The sequence below is a fragment of the Saccharopolyspora kobensis genome, from assembly GCF_900108315.1.
Taxonomy (GTDB): domain Bacteria; phylum Actinomycetota; class Actinomycetes; order Mycobacteriales; family Pseudonocardiaceae; genus Saccharopolyspora; species Saccharopolyspora kobensis.
In genome coordinates this window covers 17530-33061 of record NZ_FNVB01000009.1, presented here as the reverse complement: position 1 = coordinate 33061, position 15532 = coordinate 17530, and the positions used below count along the sequence as shown (strand labels likewise).

At 71.7% G+C, this 15532-nt stretch carries 10 protein-coding genes; 2 read left to right on the top strand and 8 right to left on the bottom strand.

Going from position 1 to position 15532, the window contains the following annotated elements; all coding sequences use genetic code 11:
* Window positions 1-2: 2 nt before the first annotated feature.
* From C4T78_RS27370 to C4T78_RS27340, 7 genes are all read right to left on the bottom strand, one after another.
* Complete coding sequence (locus C4T78_RS27370) at window positions 3-1088, bottom strand: LLM class flavin-dependent oxidoreductase (protein ID WP_093351308.1); 1086 nt, start codon at window positions 1086-1088, stop codon at window positions 3-5.
* Window positions 1089-1152: 64 nt separating this feature from the next.
* Complete coding sequence (locus C4T78_RS27365) at window positions 1153-2460, bottom strand: lysine N(6)-hydroxylase/L-ornithine N(5)-oxygenase family protein (protein WP_093351305.1); 1308 nt, start codon at window positions 2458-2460, stop codon at window positions 1153-1155.
* Between the two features lie 92 nt (window positions 2461-2552).
* The gene (locus C4T78_RS27360; protein WP_235863470.1) at window positions 2553-3326 is read right to left on the bottom strand and encodes a siderophore-interacting protein; all 774 of its coding nucleotides are present in this window, start codon (window positions 3324-3326) and stop codon (window positions 2553-2555) included.
* 248 nt (window positions 3327-3574) lie between these two features.
* Window positions 3575-4936 carry an MDR family MFS transporter gene (locus tag C4T78_RS27355; RefSeq protein WP_235863469.1) on the bottom strand — a complete coding sequence of 454 codons (1362 nt, stop codon included), beginning with the start codon at window positions 4934-4936 and terminating at the stop codon, window positions 3575-3577.
* A 17-nt stretch (window positions 4937-4953) separates the two neighbouring features.
* Window positions 4954-5142 (bottom strand): MbtH family protein, encoded by a 189-nt coding sequence (locus C4T78_RS27350; RefSeq protein WP_093149908.1) that lies wholly within the window; start codon window positions 5140-5142, stop codon window positions 4954-4956.
* Window positions 5139-12278, bottom strand: coding sequence for a non-ribosomal peptide synthetase (locus tag C4T78_RS27345; RefSeq protein WP_093351298.1), 7140 nt, complete (start codon window positions 12276-12278; stop codon window positions 5139-5141). The genes C4T78_RS27350 and C4T78_RS27345 overlap by 4 nt, the downstream gene beginning before the upstream one ends.
* 92 nt (window positions 12279-12370) lie before the next feature.
* Window positions 12371-13714, bottom strand: coding sequence for a GNAT family N-acetyltransferase (locus C4T78_RS27340; RefSeq protein WP_093351295.1), 1344 nt, complete (start codon window positions 13712-13714; stop codon window positions 12371-12373).
* A 264-nt stretch (window positions 13715-13978) separates the two neighbouring features.
* Here C4T78_RS27340 and C4T78_RS27335 point away from each other — a divergent pair, with 264 nt between their 5' ends.
* Complete coding sequence (locus C4T78_RS27335) at window positions 13979-14902, top strand: DivIVA domain-containing protein (RefSeq protein ID WP_093351293.1); 924 nt, start codon at window positions 13979-13981, stop codon at window positions 14900-14902.
* Between the two features lie 12 nt (window positions 14903-14914).
* Window positions 14915-15286 (top strand): hypothetical protein, encoded by a 372-nt coding sequence (locus tag C4T78_RS36170; protein ID WP_093351290.1) that lies wholly within the window; start codon window positions 14915-14917, stop codon window positions 15284-15286.
* A 52-nt stretch (window positions 15287-15338) separates the two neighbouring features.
* Here the strand turns inward: C4T78_RS36170 and C4T78_RS36560 are convergent, their stop codons facing one another.
* Window positions 15339-15491 carry a hypothetical protein gene (locus C4T78_RS36560; RefSeq protein WP_177247546.1) on the bottom strand — a complete coding sequence of 51 codons (153 nt, stop codon included), beginning with the start codon at window positions 15489-15491 and terminating at the stop codon, window positions 15339-15341.
* Between the last annotated feature and the right edge of the window lie 41 nt (window positions 15492-15532).

The window sequence follows — 15532 nt, the reverse complement described above, 5'->3', positions numbered from 1 at the left end:
CGTCAGATCATCCGGTAGGCCTTGGCCACCAGTTCGAACGAGTGCAGCTTGGTGTCCCGGTCGGGGATGTTGGCCGTCAGCATGAGCTCCTGGACGCCGGTGCGCTCGCGCAGCTCGTCCAGGCCCGCGCGGACCGTCTCCGGCGAGCCGTAGACGGCGTCGTCCAGCCAGCTGTCGACGAAGCTCTGCTCCAGCTCCGTGTACGGGTACTCGCGCGCTTCCTGCCGGGTGGGCTGCTTGCCGGGCATGCCGCGGCGCAGCCGGAGCATGCTCAGCGCGACCGGGCGCACGATGTCGAGCGCCTCCTCGTCGGTGTCGGCGGCCACCGCCTGCACGCCGATCAGCGCGTACGGCTCGTCCAGCACCGCCGAGGGCTTGAAGGACTGCCGGTACAGGTCGAGCGCGGGCAGCGTGTTCTGCGCGCTGAAGTGGTGCGCGAAGGCGAACGGCAGGCCCAGCGCGCCGGCCAGCTGCGCGCTGAAGCCGCTGGAGCCGAGCAGCCAGATCGGCGGCACCGGCCCGTTGGGCACCGACTGGATCGCCGCGTAGGGGTGGTCGATCGGGAAGTCGTCGCCGAGGAAGGCCATCAGCTCGCCGAGCTGCTGCGGGAAGTCGTCCGCCGACAGCGGGCCGGTGGTGCGGCGCAGGGCGCGGGCGGTCGCCTGGTCGGTGCCGGGCGCGCGGCCGATGCCGAGGTCGATGCGCCCGGGGTGCAGCGCCTCCAGGGTGCCGAACTGCTCGGCGACGACCAGCGGCGCGTGGTTGGGCAGCATCACGCCGCCGGAGCCCAGCCGCAGCGTGCTGGTGTGCGCGGCGAGGTGCGCGATCACGACCGCCGGAGCGGAGCTGGCGATGCCGGGCATCCCGTGGTGCTCGGCCAGCCACATCCGCTGGTAGCCCCAGGCCTCGGCGCTGCGGGCCAGCTCGGTGGTGGTGCTCAGCGCGTCGGACGCGCTGTGCTGCACGCCGACGGTGGACAGGTCGAGCACCGAGAGCGGGACCGGCGAGTCCCCGCGCGCAACGCCCTTGATCTGATCGGCGGTCGCGCTGCCGGTCTCGGCGCGCTCCGGAGTCGCATTGGTGTCCATCGAACGCTGCAACCACAGCGCCCGCGGCGTTGTTCCCGCCTGTGCCCGCGATTACAAGCCGGGATCAGGCGAAGCTGACCGCCCGGTCGGGCTCGGCCGCCCGCGCGCGGCTGCGGCGGGTGAGGATCGAGTCGCGGATCTCGCCCGCCCGGACCGCGCCGTTGGACAGCAGCGACGAGGTCAGCCCGTGGGTGTGCTCGGTGCCGCCCTGCAGGTAGATCCCGCCCGGCAGCTCCGCGCTGGTGCGCAGGCGGTAGTCGCGCTCCACCTGCAGGCGGCCCTGCTCGTCGCGCTCGCAGTCCTGCGCGGTGTCCCCGAGCAGCGGGAACGGGTCGCGGGGGCGGCATCCGGTGGCGTACACCAGCAGATCGGCGTCCAGCTCCGCGCGCTCGCCCGACGGCAGGAACTCGACGGTCACCGCCACCCCGCCGTCGCGGGGCGCGACGTCGCGGACGCGGGAGGCGTTGAGGACCCGCAGCCGCTGCTCGCCGCGCACCTTCTCCTGGTAGGCGCGCGCGTAGAGCTCCTCGATGAGTTCGAGGTCGACCACCGAGTAGTTGGTGTTGCGGTGGTAGTCCAGCAGTTCGCGGCGGACCTCGGGGGAGGCGACGTGGAAGTCGTCCACCGCCTTCGGGTCGAAGATCCGGTTGGCGAACGGGCTGTCGTCGGCCGGGCTGTAGCCGTACCGGCTGAACACCGCGCACACCTCCGCCGCCGGGAAGGTGCGGTGCAGGTACTCGGTGACCTCGGCGGCGCTCTGCCCGGCGCCGACCACCACGCAGCGGCGCGGCGCCTCGGTCAGCTCGCCGACGCGGTGCAGCAGGTCGAGGTTGTGCCACACCCGCTCGCCGAGCTCGGCCCCGGCGGGCAGGCTCGCCTCCAGCCCGACCGCGAGCACGACGTTGCGCGCCCGGTGCACCTCCAGCCGCCCGCCGTGGCGGACGACGACCTCGAAGTGCTCACCGGCCCGCTGCAGCTCGACGACCTCGGTGTCGTAGCGCACCAGTTCGGACACCCGCTCGGCCGCCCACTCCAGGTAGTCGTGGTACTCGACGCGGGTCGGGAACATCGTCTTGTGGTTGATGAAGTCGGCCAGCCGCTCCTTGGCGTGCAGGTAGCTCAGGAACGAGAAGTCGCTGGCCGGGTTGCGCATGGTGACCAGGTCCTTGAGGAAGGACACCTGCATGGTGGTGCCCTCGATCAGCATCCCGCGGTGCCAGCCGAAGGCCGGTTTGCGCTCGAAGAACAGCCCGGAGAGCCGGCCGTCCCCCGACGCGGTGCGGTTGTGCTCCTCCAGCGCGATGGCCAGCGCCAGGTTGGACGGCCCGAAACCGATCCCCAGGACGTCGTGGACTTCCTCGCTCGCAGACACGTTGTCCCCTCGCCTCGCTGGTGCCCTGTTTTCGGGCACGCGGATACGCCGGCGCGAACCCGGTGATTCGCGCCGGACCCCGTACACGTCCGTCAGTCCCGGTCGTGGTTGTGCTTGTCGTGGTACTCGGTTTCGGCCAGGCCGTACTTCCAGTAACCGATGGCGAGCACGGACTTCGCGTCCATGCCGCGGTCGTTGCGCAGATGGCGGCGGATGCCGCGGACGATGCCGGATTCCCCGGCCACCCAGGCCGAGACGTCGACGTCGACGGGCACGTCGAGCTGCTGGACGGCGTCCACCAGCAGCTGCGAGCGGCCGGCGGCGACGCCCTCGCGGTGCAGCCAGGTCCACTCCAGGTCCGGCGGGCACTGGACGTGCTGCTGCTCGGCGGCGTCGCCGATCTCGACGAGCACCTGGCCGCGCGCGGTGGGCGGCAGGCCCTCGACGATGCTGGAGATCGCCGGCAGCGCGGTCTCGTCGCCGACCAGCAGGTAGTAGTCGGCGGCCCGGCAGGTCTTGCCGCCGGGGCCCATCACGCCGAGGTGGTCGCCGGGCCGGGCGTTGCGCGCCCAGTTGGAGGCCACCCCGTGGGCTCCGTGCATCACGAAGTCCACGTCGAGCTCGCCGCGGGCCTCGTCGTAGCGGCGGACGGTGTAGGTGCGCATGGTCGGGCGCTCGTGCAGCTCGGGCCAGCGGTAGCGGCCGGTCTCGTCGTCCAGTTCCGGCAGCACCGGTCGCTGCTGTCCCTGCTGCGGCACGAACACCTTGATGTTCGGGCCGGTGTGCTGGTCCAGGAAGCCCTCGAGCTCCTCGCCGCCCAGGGTGATCCGCCGCATCGACGGGCTCAGCTCAGCGGTGCGCAGCACCTGTAGATCGCGTGCTGGGGGCCGGCTGTGCCGGAGTCGGTCCGCGGTACCCATCGGCCATGCGTTCCTTCCTGTCCACCAACGATCATGTCAGTTAAGGCAAGCCTAACCATAGAGCAAGGTCGTTGTCTGCCCCGCGGTGGCTCAGATCTCCTACCGCCTGTCGGCGGATGCCGAACTCGCCGTGATAAGCGGCGGCAGCCGCTTGCATCCACCACCTACGCAAACCGAGCTCCTCAGACAGGCCGTCAGCGAGCCGCGGCAACGGGTTGTCGCGCCGGCTCGATCTCCTTGATGCGCAAGGCGAGGAGCATCCCGATCAGCGCGAACCCGGCCGACACCAGCATCGCCAGCTGGTAGCCGACCAGGCCCGGCGCAGCGGCCAGCACGCAGGCGGTGAGCGCGACGCCGAGCGCGGAACCGACCTGCCGCTGCACGTTGAACAGCGTCGACGCCCCGCCGGTGGCGGATCTGCCGATCGTGCTGAAGGCGATGACCTGCAGCTCCGCCGATGCCGCACCCACGAAGAAACCGGTCAGCAGCTGCACGAACGCGGCGAACCAGAGATCCCCGGCGCTGACCGCGTTGAGCAGCGCGAAGGAGATCGCCGCGCCGAGCATGGCGGTCGCGATCACCCGGCGCGCCCCGAATCTGCGGTGCGCCCAGCCGACGAGCTGGGAGGCGATCATCAGCCCGATCGCCTTCGGCAGCGTCACCAGCCCGGTCTCCCACGCCGACGCGCCCAGCCCCTGCTGGAACATCAGCGTGAACCCGTAGAGCGTGCCGAGGAATCCGGCCACGCAGGCGAACAGGATCAGGCTCGCGCGGCGGAACGAGGCGTCGCCGAACAGCCGCAGGTCGAGCATCGGTTCGCGGGCTCTGAGCTGGGTTCTGACCAGCAGCCCCAGGCAGATCAGCCCGGCCGGTCCGGCGGCCCAGAAGTGCGGTGAGCCCGGCCCGGCGGACGCGACCGACTCCAGCGCGTACATCACCAGCCCGAGACCCGGTGCGGCCAGCGCGAAACCGAGCAGGTCGAAGCGCTTCTCCCGGGCCTCGACGTGCTCGGCCAGCAGCAGCGCGCCGAACAGCAGCGCCAGCCCGCCGACGGGCAGGTTGACGTAGAAACCCCACCGCCAGGTGAAGTTCTCGACGAAGAAGCCGCCCAGCACGGGGCCGAGCGCCGGAGCGACGGCGGTCGGCAGCAGCAGCACGCGGGACAACCGGATCCGCTGTTCCGGCGGATAAGCGCGGAACAGCATGGTCAGCGCGACGGGGCTCATCACGCCGCCGCCCGCGCCTTGCAGCACGCGCGCGAGGATCAGCTGCGGCAGATCGGCCGCCAGCCCGCACAGCGCCGAGGCCAGCACGAACATCCCGAAAGCGCTGAGGAACACGCGTTTGGTGCCGAACCGGTCGCCGAGCCAGCCGGACACCGGGATGCACACGGCGAGGCTGACCAGGTACCCGACGTTGATCGCGGACGTCGCGCTGGCGGGCACCGCGAACTCCGCGGCGATGGCGGGCAGCGCCACGTTGACGATGGTCGCGTCCATGCCGTTCATGAACATCGCCGCGACGTAGCAGACGCAGACCGCTGCTTGAGGACTCACCTGGCGCAGCATCGCGTTCAGCGCGCGGGCCGCATGTCGGTCCAGTTGACCTCGATGTGGTCCACGCAGGACGCCCGGTCGGCCGGGCCGTGCGCGACGGTCCACCCGGCGGGCACCGCGATCGCCCGCGGCCACAGCGAGTACTGGTCCTGGTCGTTGATCAGGGCGTAGTACTCCGCGGCCGGATCCTCGAACGGGTTGGTCATCGTCGTGCTCCTTCGGTGCTCACCCGGTCCACCTCGCCGAGTTCCCGGTCCACCACCGCGGCAATCTCGGCCAGCGGCCCGGGCTGCGTCATGTCCTTGTGCTCGCAGGCGATGTCGTGGTTACGGACCGCGCCGCCGACGTAGGGCTGCCACATCTGCGCGGTCAGCGATTCCTTGGCCGGGTTGACGGTCGCGGTGAAGAACAGGACGTCGCCGCGGAACTCGGCGTGGTCGGCCTCGTTCTCCAGCACCGCGCAGTTGGCGAAGTTGTCGATGATCGCCGTGATGCTGTGCGGTTCGAGGTTGGCCAGCGCGCTGCCCTCGGCGGACAGGATCGTCATGACGTCCGCCCTGGTCAGCGGCTGCTCGCCGAGCTCGGCGAGGTCGTAGCCCGCCATGTAGAGCAGCGCCTTGAGCGCTTCTTCCTCGGTCGGCAGCTCGTCCCACACGTCCTTCGGGTAGGAGTCGAGCATGCCCAGGAACCGCACTTCCTCGCCCTGCTGCTGCAGGTGGGTGCTCATCTCGTGCGCGACCACGCCGCCGAAGGACCAGCCGAGGAAGTAGTACGGCCCGTGCGGCTGGACCTGCCGGACGTGTTCGAGGTACTCGGCGGCCATCTCGTGCAGGCTGGCCGCGACCGGTTTCGGCTCGGCGAGCCCGCGCGACTGGATGCCGTAGATCGGCCGCTCCTCGTCGATGTGCTTGAGCAGCCCGGAGAACGGCCAGGCCAGCCCGGCCGCGGGGTGCACGCAGAACAGCGGCGGCTTGCTGCCCGAGGTGCGCAGCGGCAGCAGGATCTCCAGGGCGTCCCGGCCGCCGCCGTCGTGCAGCCGCTCGGCCAGGCCGACGACGGTCGGCGCGGCGAACAGGCTTCCGACGTTGACCCGCACGCCCAGCGCGTCGCGGATGCGGCCGATGAGCTTGGCGGCCAGCAGGGAGTGCCCGCCGAGGTCGAAGAAGCTGTCCTCGGTGCCGACCCGCGGCAGCCCGAGCACCTCGGCGAACAGCCCGCAGAGGATCTCCTCGGTGGGGTTGCGCGGCATCGCGTTGCCGACCGCTTCGCCCAGGTCCGGTGCGGGCAGCGCGCTGCGGTCGAGCTTGCCGTTGGGCATCAGCGGCAGCGCGTCGACGAACACGACCGCGGCCGGAACCATGTAGTCCGGCAGCGCGTCGGCCACGTGCCGGCGCAGCCCGGCGGCATCGCCACCGCCCACCACGTAGGCCACCAGCCGCTTGTCGCCGGGGGTGTCCTCGCGGACCACCGCCGCGACCTGCGCGACGTCCGGGTGCTGGGCGAGCACCGCCTCGACCTCGCCGAGCTCGATGCGGAAGCCGCGGATCTTGACCTGGTCGTCGGCCCGGCCTGCGAAGTCCAGCGTCCCGTCGGAGCGCCAGCGCACCAGGTCACCGGTGCGGTACATGCGGGAGCCGGGCGGCCCGAACGGGTCGGCGACGAAGCGCTCGGCGGTCAGGCCCGGCCGGTTGAGGTAGCCGCGCGCCAGCCCGAGGCCGGAGACGTAGAGCTCGCCGACCACGCCGGGCGGGGTCGGCTGGAGCTGCGCGTCGAGCACGTAGAGCCGGGCGCCGGGGTCGGGCACGCCGATCGGCACCGAGCTGCCCACCGCGTCGGGATCGCAGTCCCACAGCGTGGAGTTCACCGTCGCCTCGGTGGGGCCGTAGCAGTTGAGCATCCGGTGTTCGCGCGCCCAGCGCAGCACCAGGTCGGAGGGGACCTTCTCGGCGCCGCACAGCAGGGTCGCCCCCGGTGGGAGTTCGGTGTCGGCCGGGAACATCCCCATCATCGACGGCCCGATGGCCAGGTGCGTGACCCGGTGGCGGCGGGCGTACTCGGCCAGCGGCTCGCCAGGCACCCGGCGGTCGGCGGGCACCACGACCAGCGTGCCGCCGCTGAGCAGGCCCATGCACATCTCCCAGAACGCCACGTCGAAGCTCGGCGAGGCGAACTGCAGCACCCGGCTGTCCGCGGTGATGCCGACCCGCTCGGTCTGGGTGGCCAGCAGCTTGGCGATGCCCCGGTGCGGCACGACCACGCCCTTCGGCGTGCCGGTGGAGCCGGAGGTGTAGATGACGTAGGCGGCGTCGTCCAGCCGCGGGGTCGGCAGCCGCCAGCGGCCCTGCGGGCGATCGTCGCAGCTCAGCAGGGTTGTTGGCAGGTCGGCCGAGAGGTCGTCGGTGAGCACCAGGCGCGGCGCGGCGTCGTCGACCATGTGCCGGAGCCGGTCCACCGGGTACTCCGGGTCCAGCGCCAGGTAGGCGGCTCCGGCGTGCATCGCCGCCAGCAGCCCGATGATCAGCTCGGGCGAGCGGGGCAGCAGCACGCCGACGACGTCGCCGGGCCCGACGCCGTGCTCGACCAGCAGCTGCGCCTGCTCGGTGACCCGCCGGTCGAGTTCGCGGTAGCTGAGCTCGACGTCCTCGAAGATCAGCGCGGTCTTGCCCGGATCGAGTTCGGCGCTGCGCGCGAACAGCTCGGGGAACGTCCCGGCGGGTTCGACCGATCCGACCGCGTCGCCCCAGGCCAGCACCCGCTGCCGCGCTTCCTCGCCGAGCACGTCCAGGCGGCTGATCGGCGTCGCCGGGTCGGCCACCGCCGAGGTCAGCAGCTGGACGAACCGCGCGGCCAGGTCCTCGACGGTCTGCCGGGTGAACAGGTCGGTGCTGTACTGCACGAGCCCGTCGACGCCTCCGTCGGCGCGTTCGCTGAGGCTGAACGCCAGGTCGAACTTCGCCGCGCCGGCGGCCGCGGTGTCCACGGCGGTCTCCAGGCCGGGCAGTTCGGCGGCGGCCGCATCGGTGGCGCCCCAGTAGGCGAGCATCACCTGGAACAGCGGGTGCCGGGCCAGCGAGCGCGCCGGGTTGAGCGCTTCGGCGAGCCGCTCGAAGGGCAGCTCGGCGTTGTCGAAGGCGGCCAGGTCGGTCTGCCGGACCCGGTCGACCAGCTCGGCGAACCCGGGCTCGCCGGAGGTGTCGGTGCGCAGCACCAGGCTGTTGACGAAGAACCCGACGAGCTCGTCGAGCGCGTCGTCGCCGCGCCCGGCCACCGGCGACCCGATGGGGATGTCGGTGCCGGCGCCCAGCCTGGTCAGCAGCGCGGCGAGCCCGGCCTGCAGCACCATGAACACGCTCGCCTGGTGCTCCCCGGCGAGCTGCCGCAACCGCTGGTGCAGCTGCGCGTCGAGCCCGAAGCGCACCGCATCGCCGCGGTGGCTGGCCACGGCCGGGCGCGGGAAGTCGGTGGGCAGCTCCAGCTGGTCGGGCAGCCCGGCGAGCGCGCCGCGCCAGAACTTCAGCTGACGACCGGCCAGCCCGGCCGGATCGGACTCGTCGCCGAGCAGTTCCCGCTGCCACAGCGAGTAATCCACGTACTGCACCGGGAGCTCGGCCCACTCCGGTTCCGCGCCGCGCAGCCGCGCCGCGTAGGCGGTGGACAGATCGCGCACCAGCGGCCGGATCGACCACTCGTCGACGGCCACGTGGTGCAGCAGCACCAGCAGCACGTGCTCCGCGCCGGTCTCGAAGAGCACCGTCCGCACCGGCAACTGCTTCGCCAGGTCGAAGCCCTCCCGAGCCGCCTCGGCCACCGCAGCATCCACATCGGACACCACACCCGCTCCAACCACCCCGTCCTGGGAGGTCCGCAATTTCAATTGAAATTGGAGGTCTGATTTCAATTGAAATTGCGCATCGTCGGGCCGCGGAAGGTGAACCACGGTCAGCTCCGGAACGGTGTCGAGCACCTCCTGGCGCGGTTCGCCCAGCTCGTCCGGGAAGACCGTGCGCAAGCTCTCGTGCCGCCGCACGACATCGCCGAGCGCGGCGCGCAACGCAGCCACGTCCAGCTCACCGGACATGCGCAGCACCAGCGGCAGGTTGTAGGTGGCGCTGGGACCTTCCAGCCGGTTGAGGAACCAAAGACGTTGCTGCGCGAAGGAAAGCGGGATCCGCTCGGGCCGCTCGACGCGCCGCAGCTCCGGTCGGCGATCCACCGCGCCCAGCTGCTCGGCGAGACCGGCGACCGTCGGGTGGTCGAAGAGGCTGCGGATGGTCAGCTCGGCGCCGAGCTCGCTGCGCACCCGCGCCAGCAACCGCGCGGCCAGCAGCGAATGCCCGCCGAGCTCGAAGAACCCGTCGTCGATGCCGACCTCGCGCACCCCGAGCACCTCGGCGAACAACCGGCACAACCCGGCCTCGACGTCGTTGCGCGGTTCGCGGCCGCCGGCGTCGCCGCCGAACTCCGGCGCGGGCAGCGCCCGCACGTCGAGCTTCCCGTTGGCCGTCAACGGGATCTCCTCCACCGGCACGAACGCGGCGGGCACCATGTACCCGGGCAGCCGCGCCGCCAGGTGCGACCGCAGCTCCGCGGCCTCCGCCGTGCCCGCGGTGTAGCCGACCAGCCGCTGATCGCCGGGCTGGTCCTCGCGCACCACCACCGCCGCCTGCCGGACCCGCGGGTGCGCGGCCAGGTGCGCCTCGATCTCACCCAGCTCGATGCGGAACCCGCGAACCTTGACCTGGTGGTCGGCGCGGCCGAGGAACTCGATGCTGCCGTCCGGCCGCCACTTGCCCAGGTCACCGGAGCGGTACATGCGGGTGCCCGGTGCGCCGTGCGGATCGGCGACGAAGCGCTGCGCGGTCAGGCCGCGCTGCCCGAGGTAACCGCGCGCCAGGCCCTCCCCCGCCACGTACAGCTCGCCCACCACGCCGGGCGGCACCGGCTGCAACGACGAATCCAGCAGGTAGACCCGCAGGTCCGGGATGCCGCGGCCGATCACGCTGCCGTCCCGCCGGGCCACCAGCTCGCGGTCCAGCTCGACGTAGGACACGTGCACGGTGGTCTCGGTGATCCCGTACATGTTGACCAGCTTGGGCAGCTGCGGGTGCCGGTCGTACCAGTCGTCCAGCCTGGACAGTTCCAGCGCCTCGCCGCCGAAGATCACCACGCGCAGCGCCAGCTCACCCGCCGGGTCCTCCCGGTCGGCCTGGCTGAGCTGGTAGAACGCCGACGGCGTCTGGTTGAGCACGGTCACCCGCTCGTCGACCAGCAGCCGCCGGAACTCCTGCGGCGAACGGCTGATCTCGTGCGGGACGACCACCAACCGGCCGCCGTGCAGCAGCGCGCCCCACAGCTCCCACACCGAGAAGTCGAAGGCGTAGGAGTGGAACAGCGTCCAGACGTCGTCGCCGCTGAAGGAGAACCACGGCTCGGTGGCGCGGAACAACCGGACCACGTTGTGGTGCGGGATCGACACGCCCTTCGGCTGCCCCGTCGAACCGGAGGTGTAGATGACGTAGGCGGCGTGCTCGGCGGTCAACGGCCCGCGCTCACCGGCCTTGGGATCGCGCTGCGAGTGCCGGGCGATCTCGGTCCGCGCCGTCGGATCGTCCAGCAGGACCCGGGTGATCCCGGCAGGCAGGTTGGCCGAGTTCTCGGCGTCGCTGATCAGCACGCTCGGCCGGGCGTCGCCGACGATGTAGGCGATCCGCTCGGCCGGGTGCCCGGGATCCAGCGGCAGGTACGCCGCACCGGCCTTGAGCACCGCGAGCAGCGCCACGACCAGTTCCGCCGTGCGCGGCAGGGCCAGCGCCACCAGCTGCTCGGGCCCGACGCCTAGGTCGATCAGGTGGTGCGCGAGCTGGTTCGCGCGCGAGTTGAGCTCCTCGTAGGTCAGCTCTTGCGCGCCGAAGGTGACCGCGACCGAGTCCGGCGTCCGCCCGGCCTGCTCCTCGAACAGCTGCGGCAGCGTCGCCGCGGGCAGCTCCGGGGCCTCGGCGATCGGCGCGTTCCACTCCTCCAGGATCCGGATGCGCTCCTCGGGCGAGAGCAGGTCGATCCCGCCGACCCGGGTGTCGCCGGAGCACTCCGCGAAGTGCCCGAGGAACCGCAGGAACCGCTCGCGGTGCGCGGCGAGCTCGGCCTCGCCGTAGCGGTCCGGGTTGGCGTCGAACTCGAACCGCAGCTGCCCGTCGTCGTGGTAGACCGCGACGGTCAGGTCCTCGACCGGCCCGGCGGCGATGTTGTGCACGGTGGCGGGGCTGTCGCCGAAGCGCAGGTCGTAGTCGAAGGCCTTGATGTTGAGCATCGGCCCGAACAGCGGCCGGTCCGAGCCCAGCAGCTGGAGATCGCGGCGCAGGTCCTCGGCGCGCGTGCGCTGGTGCTTGCGCAACTCCCGCACGGCCTTGCCGACCTGCGAGATCAGCTCCGCGCGGGTGGTCGCGGCGGTGATCCGCAGCCGCAGCGGCAGCACGTTGACGACCATGCCCGGCACCCGCAGTGCGACCGAACCGAGCCGACCCATCACCGGCAGGCCCAGCACCACGTCGGTGGCCCCGGTCATCCGGTGCAGGTAGGCGCCGAAGGCGGCGATGAGCGCGTCCGGCCAGATCGTGCGGCTCTCCTCGGCCGCCGCGGCCAGCGCGGTCCCGGCGGGCGACTCGGCGGTCAGCCTGCGGAAGTCGTGCGCGGTGGGCCGCGAGCCGCCGGTCAGCGACACCACGTCCGGCCGGTCGGCGAACCGCTCCTGCCAGTACCGGGTGTCGCGCTCGGCCTTCGCCGACTCCCGGTACTCCTGCTCGTCGGCCAGCAGCGCGGTCAGCGAGCCGAACGGCGACGGGCCGGGCTCCTGCTCGCCGTAGAGCTCGGCGACCCGCCGGATGAGGATCGAGAAGCCGTAGCCGTCGATGGCCACGTGGTGGATCCGCTGGTACCACCACCAGCGCCGCTCACCGAGCTTGAACAGCGCGGCGCTCCACAACCGACCGGCCTGGCCGCGCGTGAGGTCGACCGGCTCGCGCAGGTCGGCGCGCATCCACGCCATCGCCCGGGCCTCGGGATCGGCGGCGGTCGTGCAGTCGACGACCGGCAGCTCGAACTCGGCGGGTTCCTCGACGACCTGGCCGAGCTCGGCGCCGTCCTCGCAGATCCGGATGCGCAGCGCCTCGACCTCGGCGACCGCCTGCCGCAGCGCGGCGGCGAACCGCTCGGGATCCACGGAGCCGTCGATCGCCACGCGTTCGGCGGTGTTGAAGATCGGGTTCGCCCGGTCAAGCTGCTGTGCGAACCAGATCCCCGCCTGCGCGGCCGACAGCGGCAACAACTGGTCAGCTCGGCCCGGCATCGCTCTCCCCACGATCAACAAATCAAGTAAGGCTTACCTTAGTTCTCTGCGGATCGGTAGTACAGGGACTCCGGACCGACGAAGAAGTGGGCCTACTCACCGCGCTCGAAGATCATCAACGCCGAGTTCTTGTTCGGCAGTCCGATCTCGGCGGCCCGGCCGAACCCGGCCTTGCCGAAAGCGCCCACGGAGGCGCCGTTGTGCACGTTCGGCTCGGCCACCACGCGCCGGCACTCCCGGTCGGCCGCCAGCAGCCCGCCGGCCACCGCCCGCAGCAGCGACGAGCCGACGCCGCGCCCGATCGCATCCGGCTCGCCGATGGCGATGTGCACGCCCAGGTCGTGCGGATCGTGCGAGTAGCAGCGCGCCAGCTTGTCCCGCTGCACCCGGTATAGCTCCAGGTAGCCGACGTCGCGCCCGTCGAGGCCGACGATGCACGGCACCGAGTGCTGTCCGCCGAGCTGCCCGGCCAGCTCCTCGCGCCACTGCGCCAGCGGCCAGGCCTGGTTCCAGTTCACCGCGACGTGCTCGGCGTTCATCCAGCGCTGCACCAGCGCGACGTCCGGCCCGCCGTCCTCGCCGACGACCTCCACCGGCCGCAGCGACCAGCCCTCGCCCAGCACCGGAACCGGCACCCCCGGCACGGGTACGGCGCCCGACCACAGCGGGTTCGGCACCTCGAACGGCACCGGCCGCACCTCCACGCGGCCAGAATCCGCCCGGTAGCGCAGGCCGGAACCGTTGAGCGCGGCGAGATCGGTCAGCGTCGGGCTCGTCAGCCAGCGCTCGACCAGCCATCCGGACACCGGGTGCGCCTCGGCGACGCCGCGAAGCCACGTCCGCAGCTCCGCGAGCAGCTCCGCTTCGTCAACCACACCGCGTCGTCCCAGCAACCCGATGACCGCCAGCGGTCCGCGCGTCAGCAGCTGCACCGTCGCGGCGGCGACATCGCCCTCCCACCCCAGCACAGCGGGCAGCAGCCGTCCCTCGACGTGCGCGGCCAGCCAGCGCCGCGCCTCGGCCGCGTCGGACACCGAGCGGGCCACCGCGATCAGGTCCTCGGAGAGCGCGATCGGGTCGAACTCACGCCTCGGCAGCGCGTGCAGCAGCCAGTCGACCAGCGAACCGGCGTCGGCGGCGTTGATCGGCGCATCGGGCAGCGCGCGAGCGCGCGCGTCGGCGGAGCAGGCCGCGGCGATCAGCGCGGGATCGGCGATGGCGACCGGCTCACCGGCGTCGTCGAGCACGTGGATCGGCCCGAAGCCGTGCGCGCCGGTCACCGAGCTGTGCACGACGTCGGTGCCCAGCGGCACCGCCCCGATGGTCAGCCGCAACGGCCCCTCGACGACCGGGGTGTGCGTCTCGGCCAGCCACCGCCGCAGCAGCGCCGACGCTCGCTCGTGCGACTGGTCGGGAAGGTCGACTCCACTCGTCACGCAATGCTCCTCGAACCGCGGATCCGTGAGCGGAGCCTAACCTAACCACCGAGCTCGACGGCAGTGCTGTGGAACTCCCTGGTCCGGGGACGTGCACTGTGGACGAATCGGACTGTCGTCACGGAGCGCAAGCGGGGCGCGCGGCCATCCGATCATCACTACCTGATCCGGTGATGATCGTTGTGTTTCGCTGGGCGAACGCCGACCATCACCCCTACTCTCCGACCTATCGAATCGGCCCACCGCCCGGAGAGGAGTTCACCCATGGATGACACCGACTCCGTCGTTCCGCTCCGGCCGGGATTCGACATCCAGGTCCGCGGCTTCAACCGCAGCCAGGTCATCGACCACATCGAGCTGCTGGAGGACCAGCTGCGGCTGGTCACCATCGACCGCAACGAGGCCGCGCAGCTCAACAGCGACCTGCGCGAGCTCTGCGACACCACCCGCCGCAGCCTCGACTCGGCCGAGGAGCGCCTCCGCCGCATCGAGTCCTCCGACACCGGCCTGCCCGCCGCCTCGCAGCGCGTGCAGAACATGCTCGCCATCGCCGAGGAAGAGGTGCAGAACCTCCGCGACCAGGCCCGGCGGCAGGCCGAGATCATCCGCGGCACCGCCGAGACCGAGGCGCGCCAGCTGATCGAGGAAGCCCAGCGCAACGCCGGCGAGCTGCGCGAGGAGTGCGGCCGCTTGATCTCCGAGGTCGAGGAGCGCCGGGCCCGGCTGCACCGCGAGCACGACCAGAAGGTCAGCGAACTGCGCGCCCGGGAGCAGCGGATGCGGCAGAGCATCCGCGACGAGTACAAGCGGACGATCACCGCCGCGCAGGAGGAGGCCGACGAGCTGATCGCCCAGACCCGGCGGCAGTGCGGGCAGTGGGACGCCGAGACCGAGCAGCTCCGCCTGGAAGCGCTGGAGGAGATCCACACCCAGCAGCGCCGCCTGGAGGAACTGCGCGCCGCGGTGCTGTCCTCGATGGACCAGACGCAACGCACCCTCAGCGCCTCCATCGCCGAGCTCAGCGCGCACCCGCCGGCCACGGTCGGCGAACCCGAGTCCGAGGCCCAGCTACCGCTCCAGCTGCCCTCGCAGCGCGAAGACGTCCAGACGTTCCTCATCCCACTCGACGGTCAGCACCACAGCACCAACGGTGCGGCCCCGCAGACAGGACCCGTCCGACAGAACTGATCGGAGCACCACGTGGAACTGCTCGTGCTGATGTTCGTCTCCGGTTTCGCATTGGCGACGCTGATCTTCTGGCCGCTGCTGCACCGCGCGAACCGCCAACTCGGCGAGCAGGAATCGGCCCCGCGCGGCAGGCACGCGTTGCGCACTCCGGCACCGGCGCCGCCGACGGTCACCCGCCGGACCACCGCGCCGCAGCCCGCCGAACAGGAGCAGCCCGCCGTCGAGGAGAAGCCGAGCGAGCCCGTCGCACCGGTGCAGCGCACCGCGGAGCCCGCCGAGCTCCCCGAACTGCCGACCGACCTCTACGAGAAGCACTTCGAGGCCAAGTTCAACCGCTCCCGCCAGCGCCTCGCCCGGCTCCGCACCGAGATCAGCAAGGAATAGCGGCGGCCCCGCACGGCAACCCGGAACCACCGGTTCCAACGACTGTTATCACTCAGTCGTCGGAGCCGGTGGTTTCCGCTTCCAGCTCGCGCGACCGGAGCTCGAGCTCCTCCTGCTCGCGACGGCGGTCGGCGACGTAGAACGGCGCGGCAGCGAGCACGGGCACGAGCATGCCGAGAAGAACGATCACAAGCGAAGTGCCCACGACGCTGAAACCCCGTTCGACCTGGGAAGATTCCATGCCCG

Bases quoted from the DNA above. Each gene is read 5' to 3' on its own strand.
- C4T78_RS27370 (WP_093351308.1), bottom strand. From the start codon at position 1,088: ATGGACACCAATGCGACTCCGGAGCGCGCCGAGACCGGCAGCGCGACC.
- C4T78_RS27350 (WP_093149908.1), bottom strand. From the start codon at position 5,142: ATGACCAACCCGTTCGAGGATCCGGCCGCGGAGTACTACGCCCTGATC.
- C4T78_RS27345 (WP_093351298.1), bottom strand. From the start codon at position 12,278: ATGCCGGGCCGAGCTGACCAGTTGTTGCCGCTGTCGGCCGCGCAGGCG.
- C4T78_RS27335 (WP_093351293.1), top strand. From the start codon at position 13,979: ATGGATGACACCGACTCCGTCGTTCCGCTCCGGCCGGGATTCGACATC.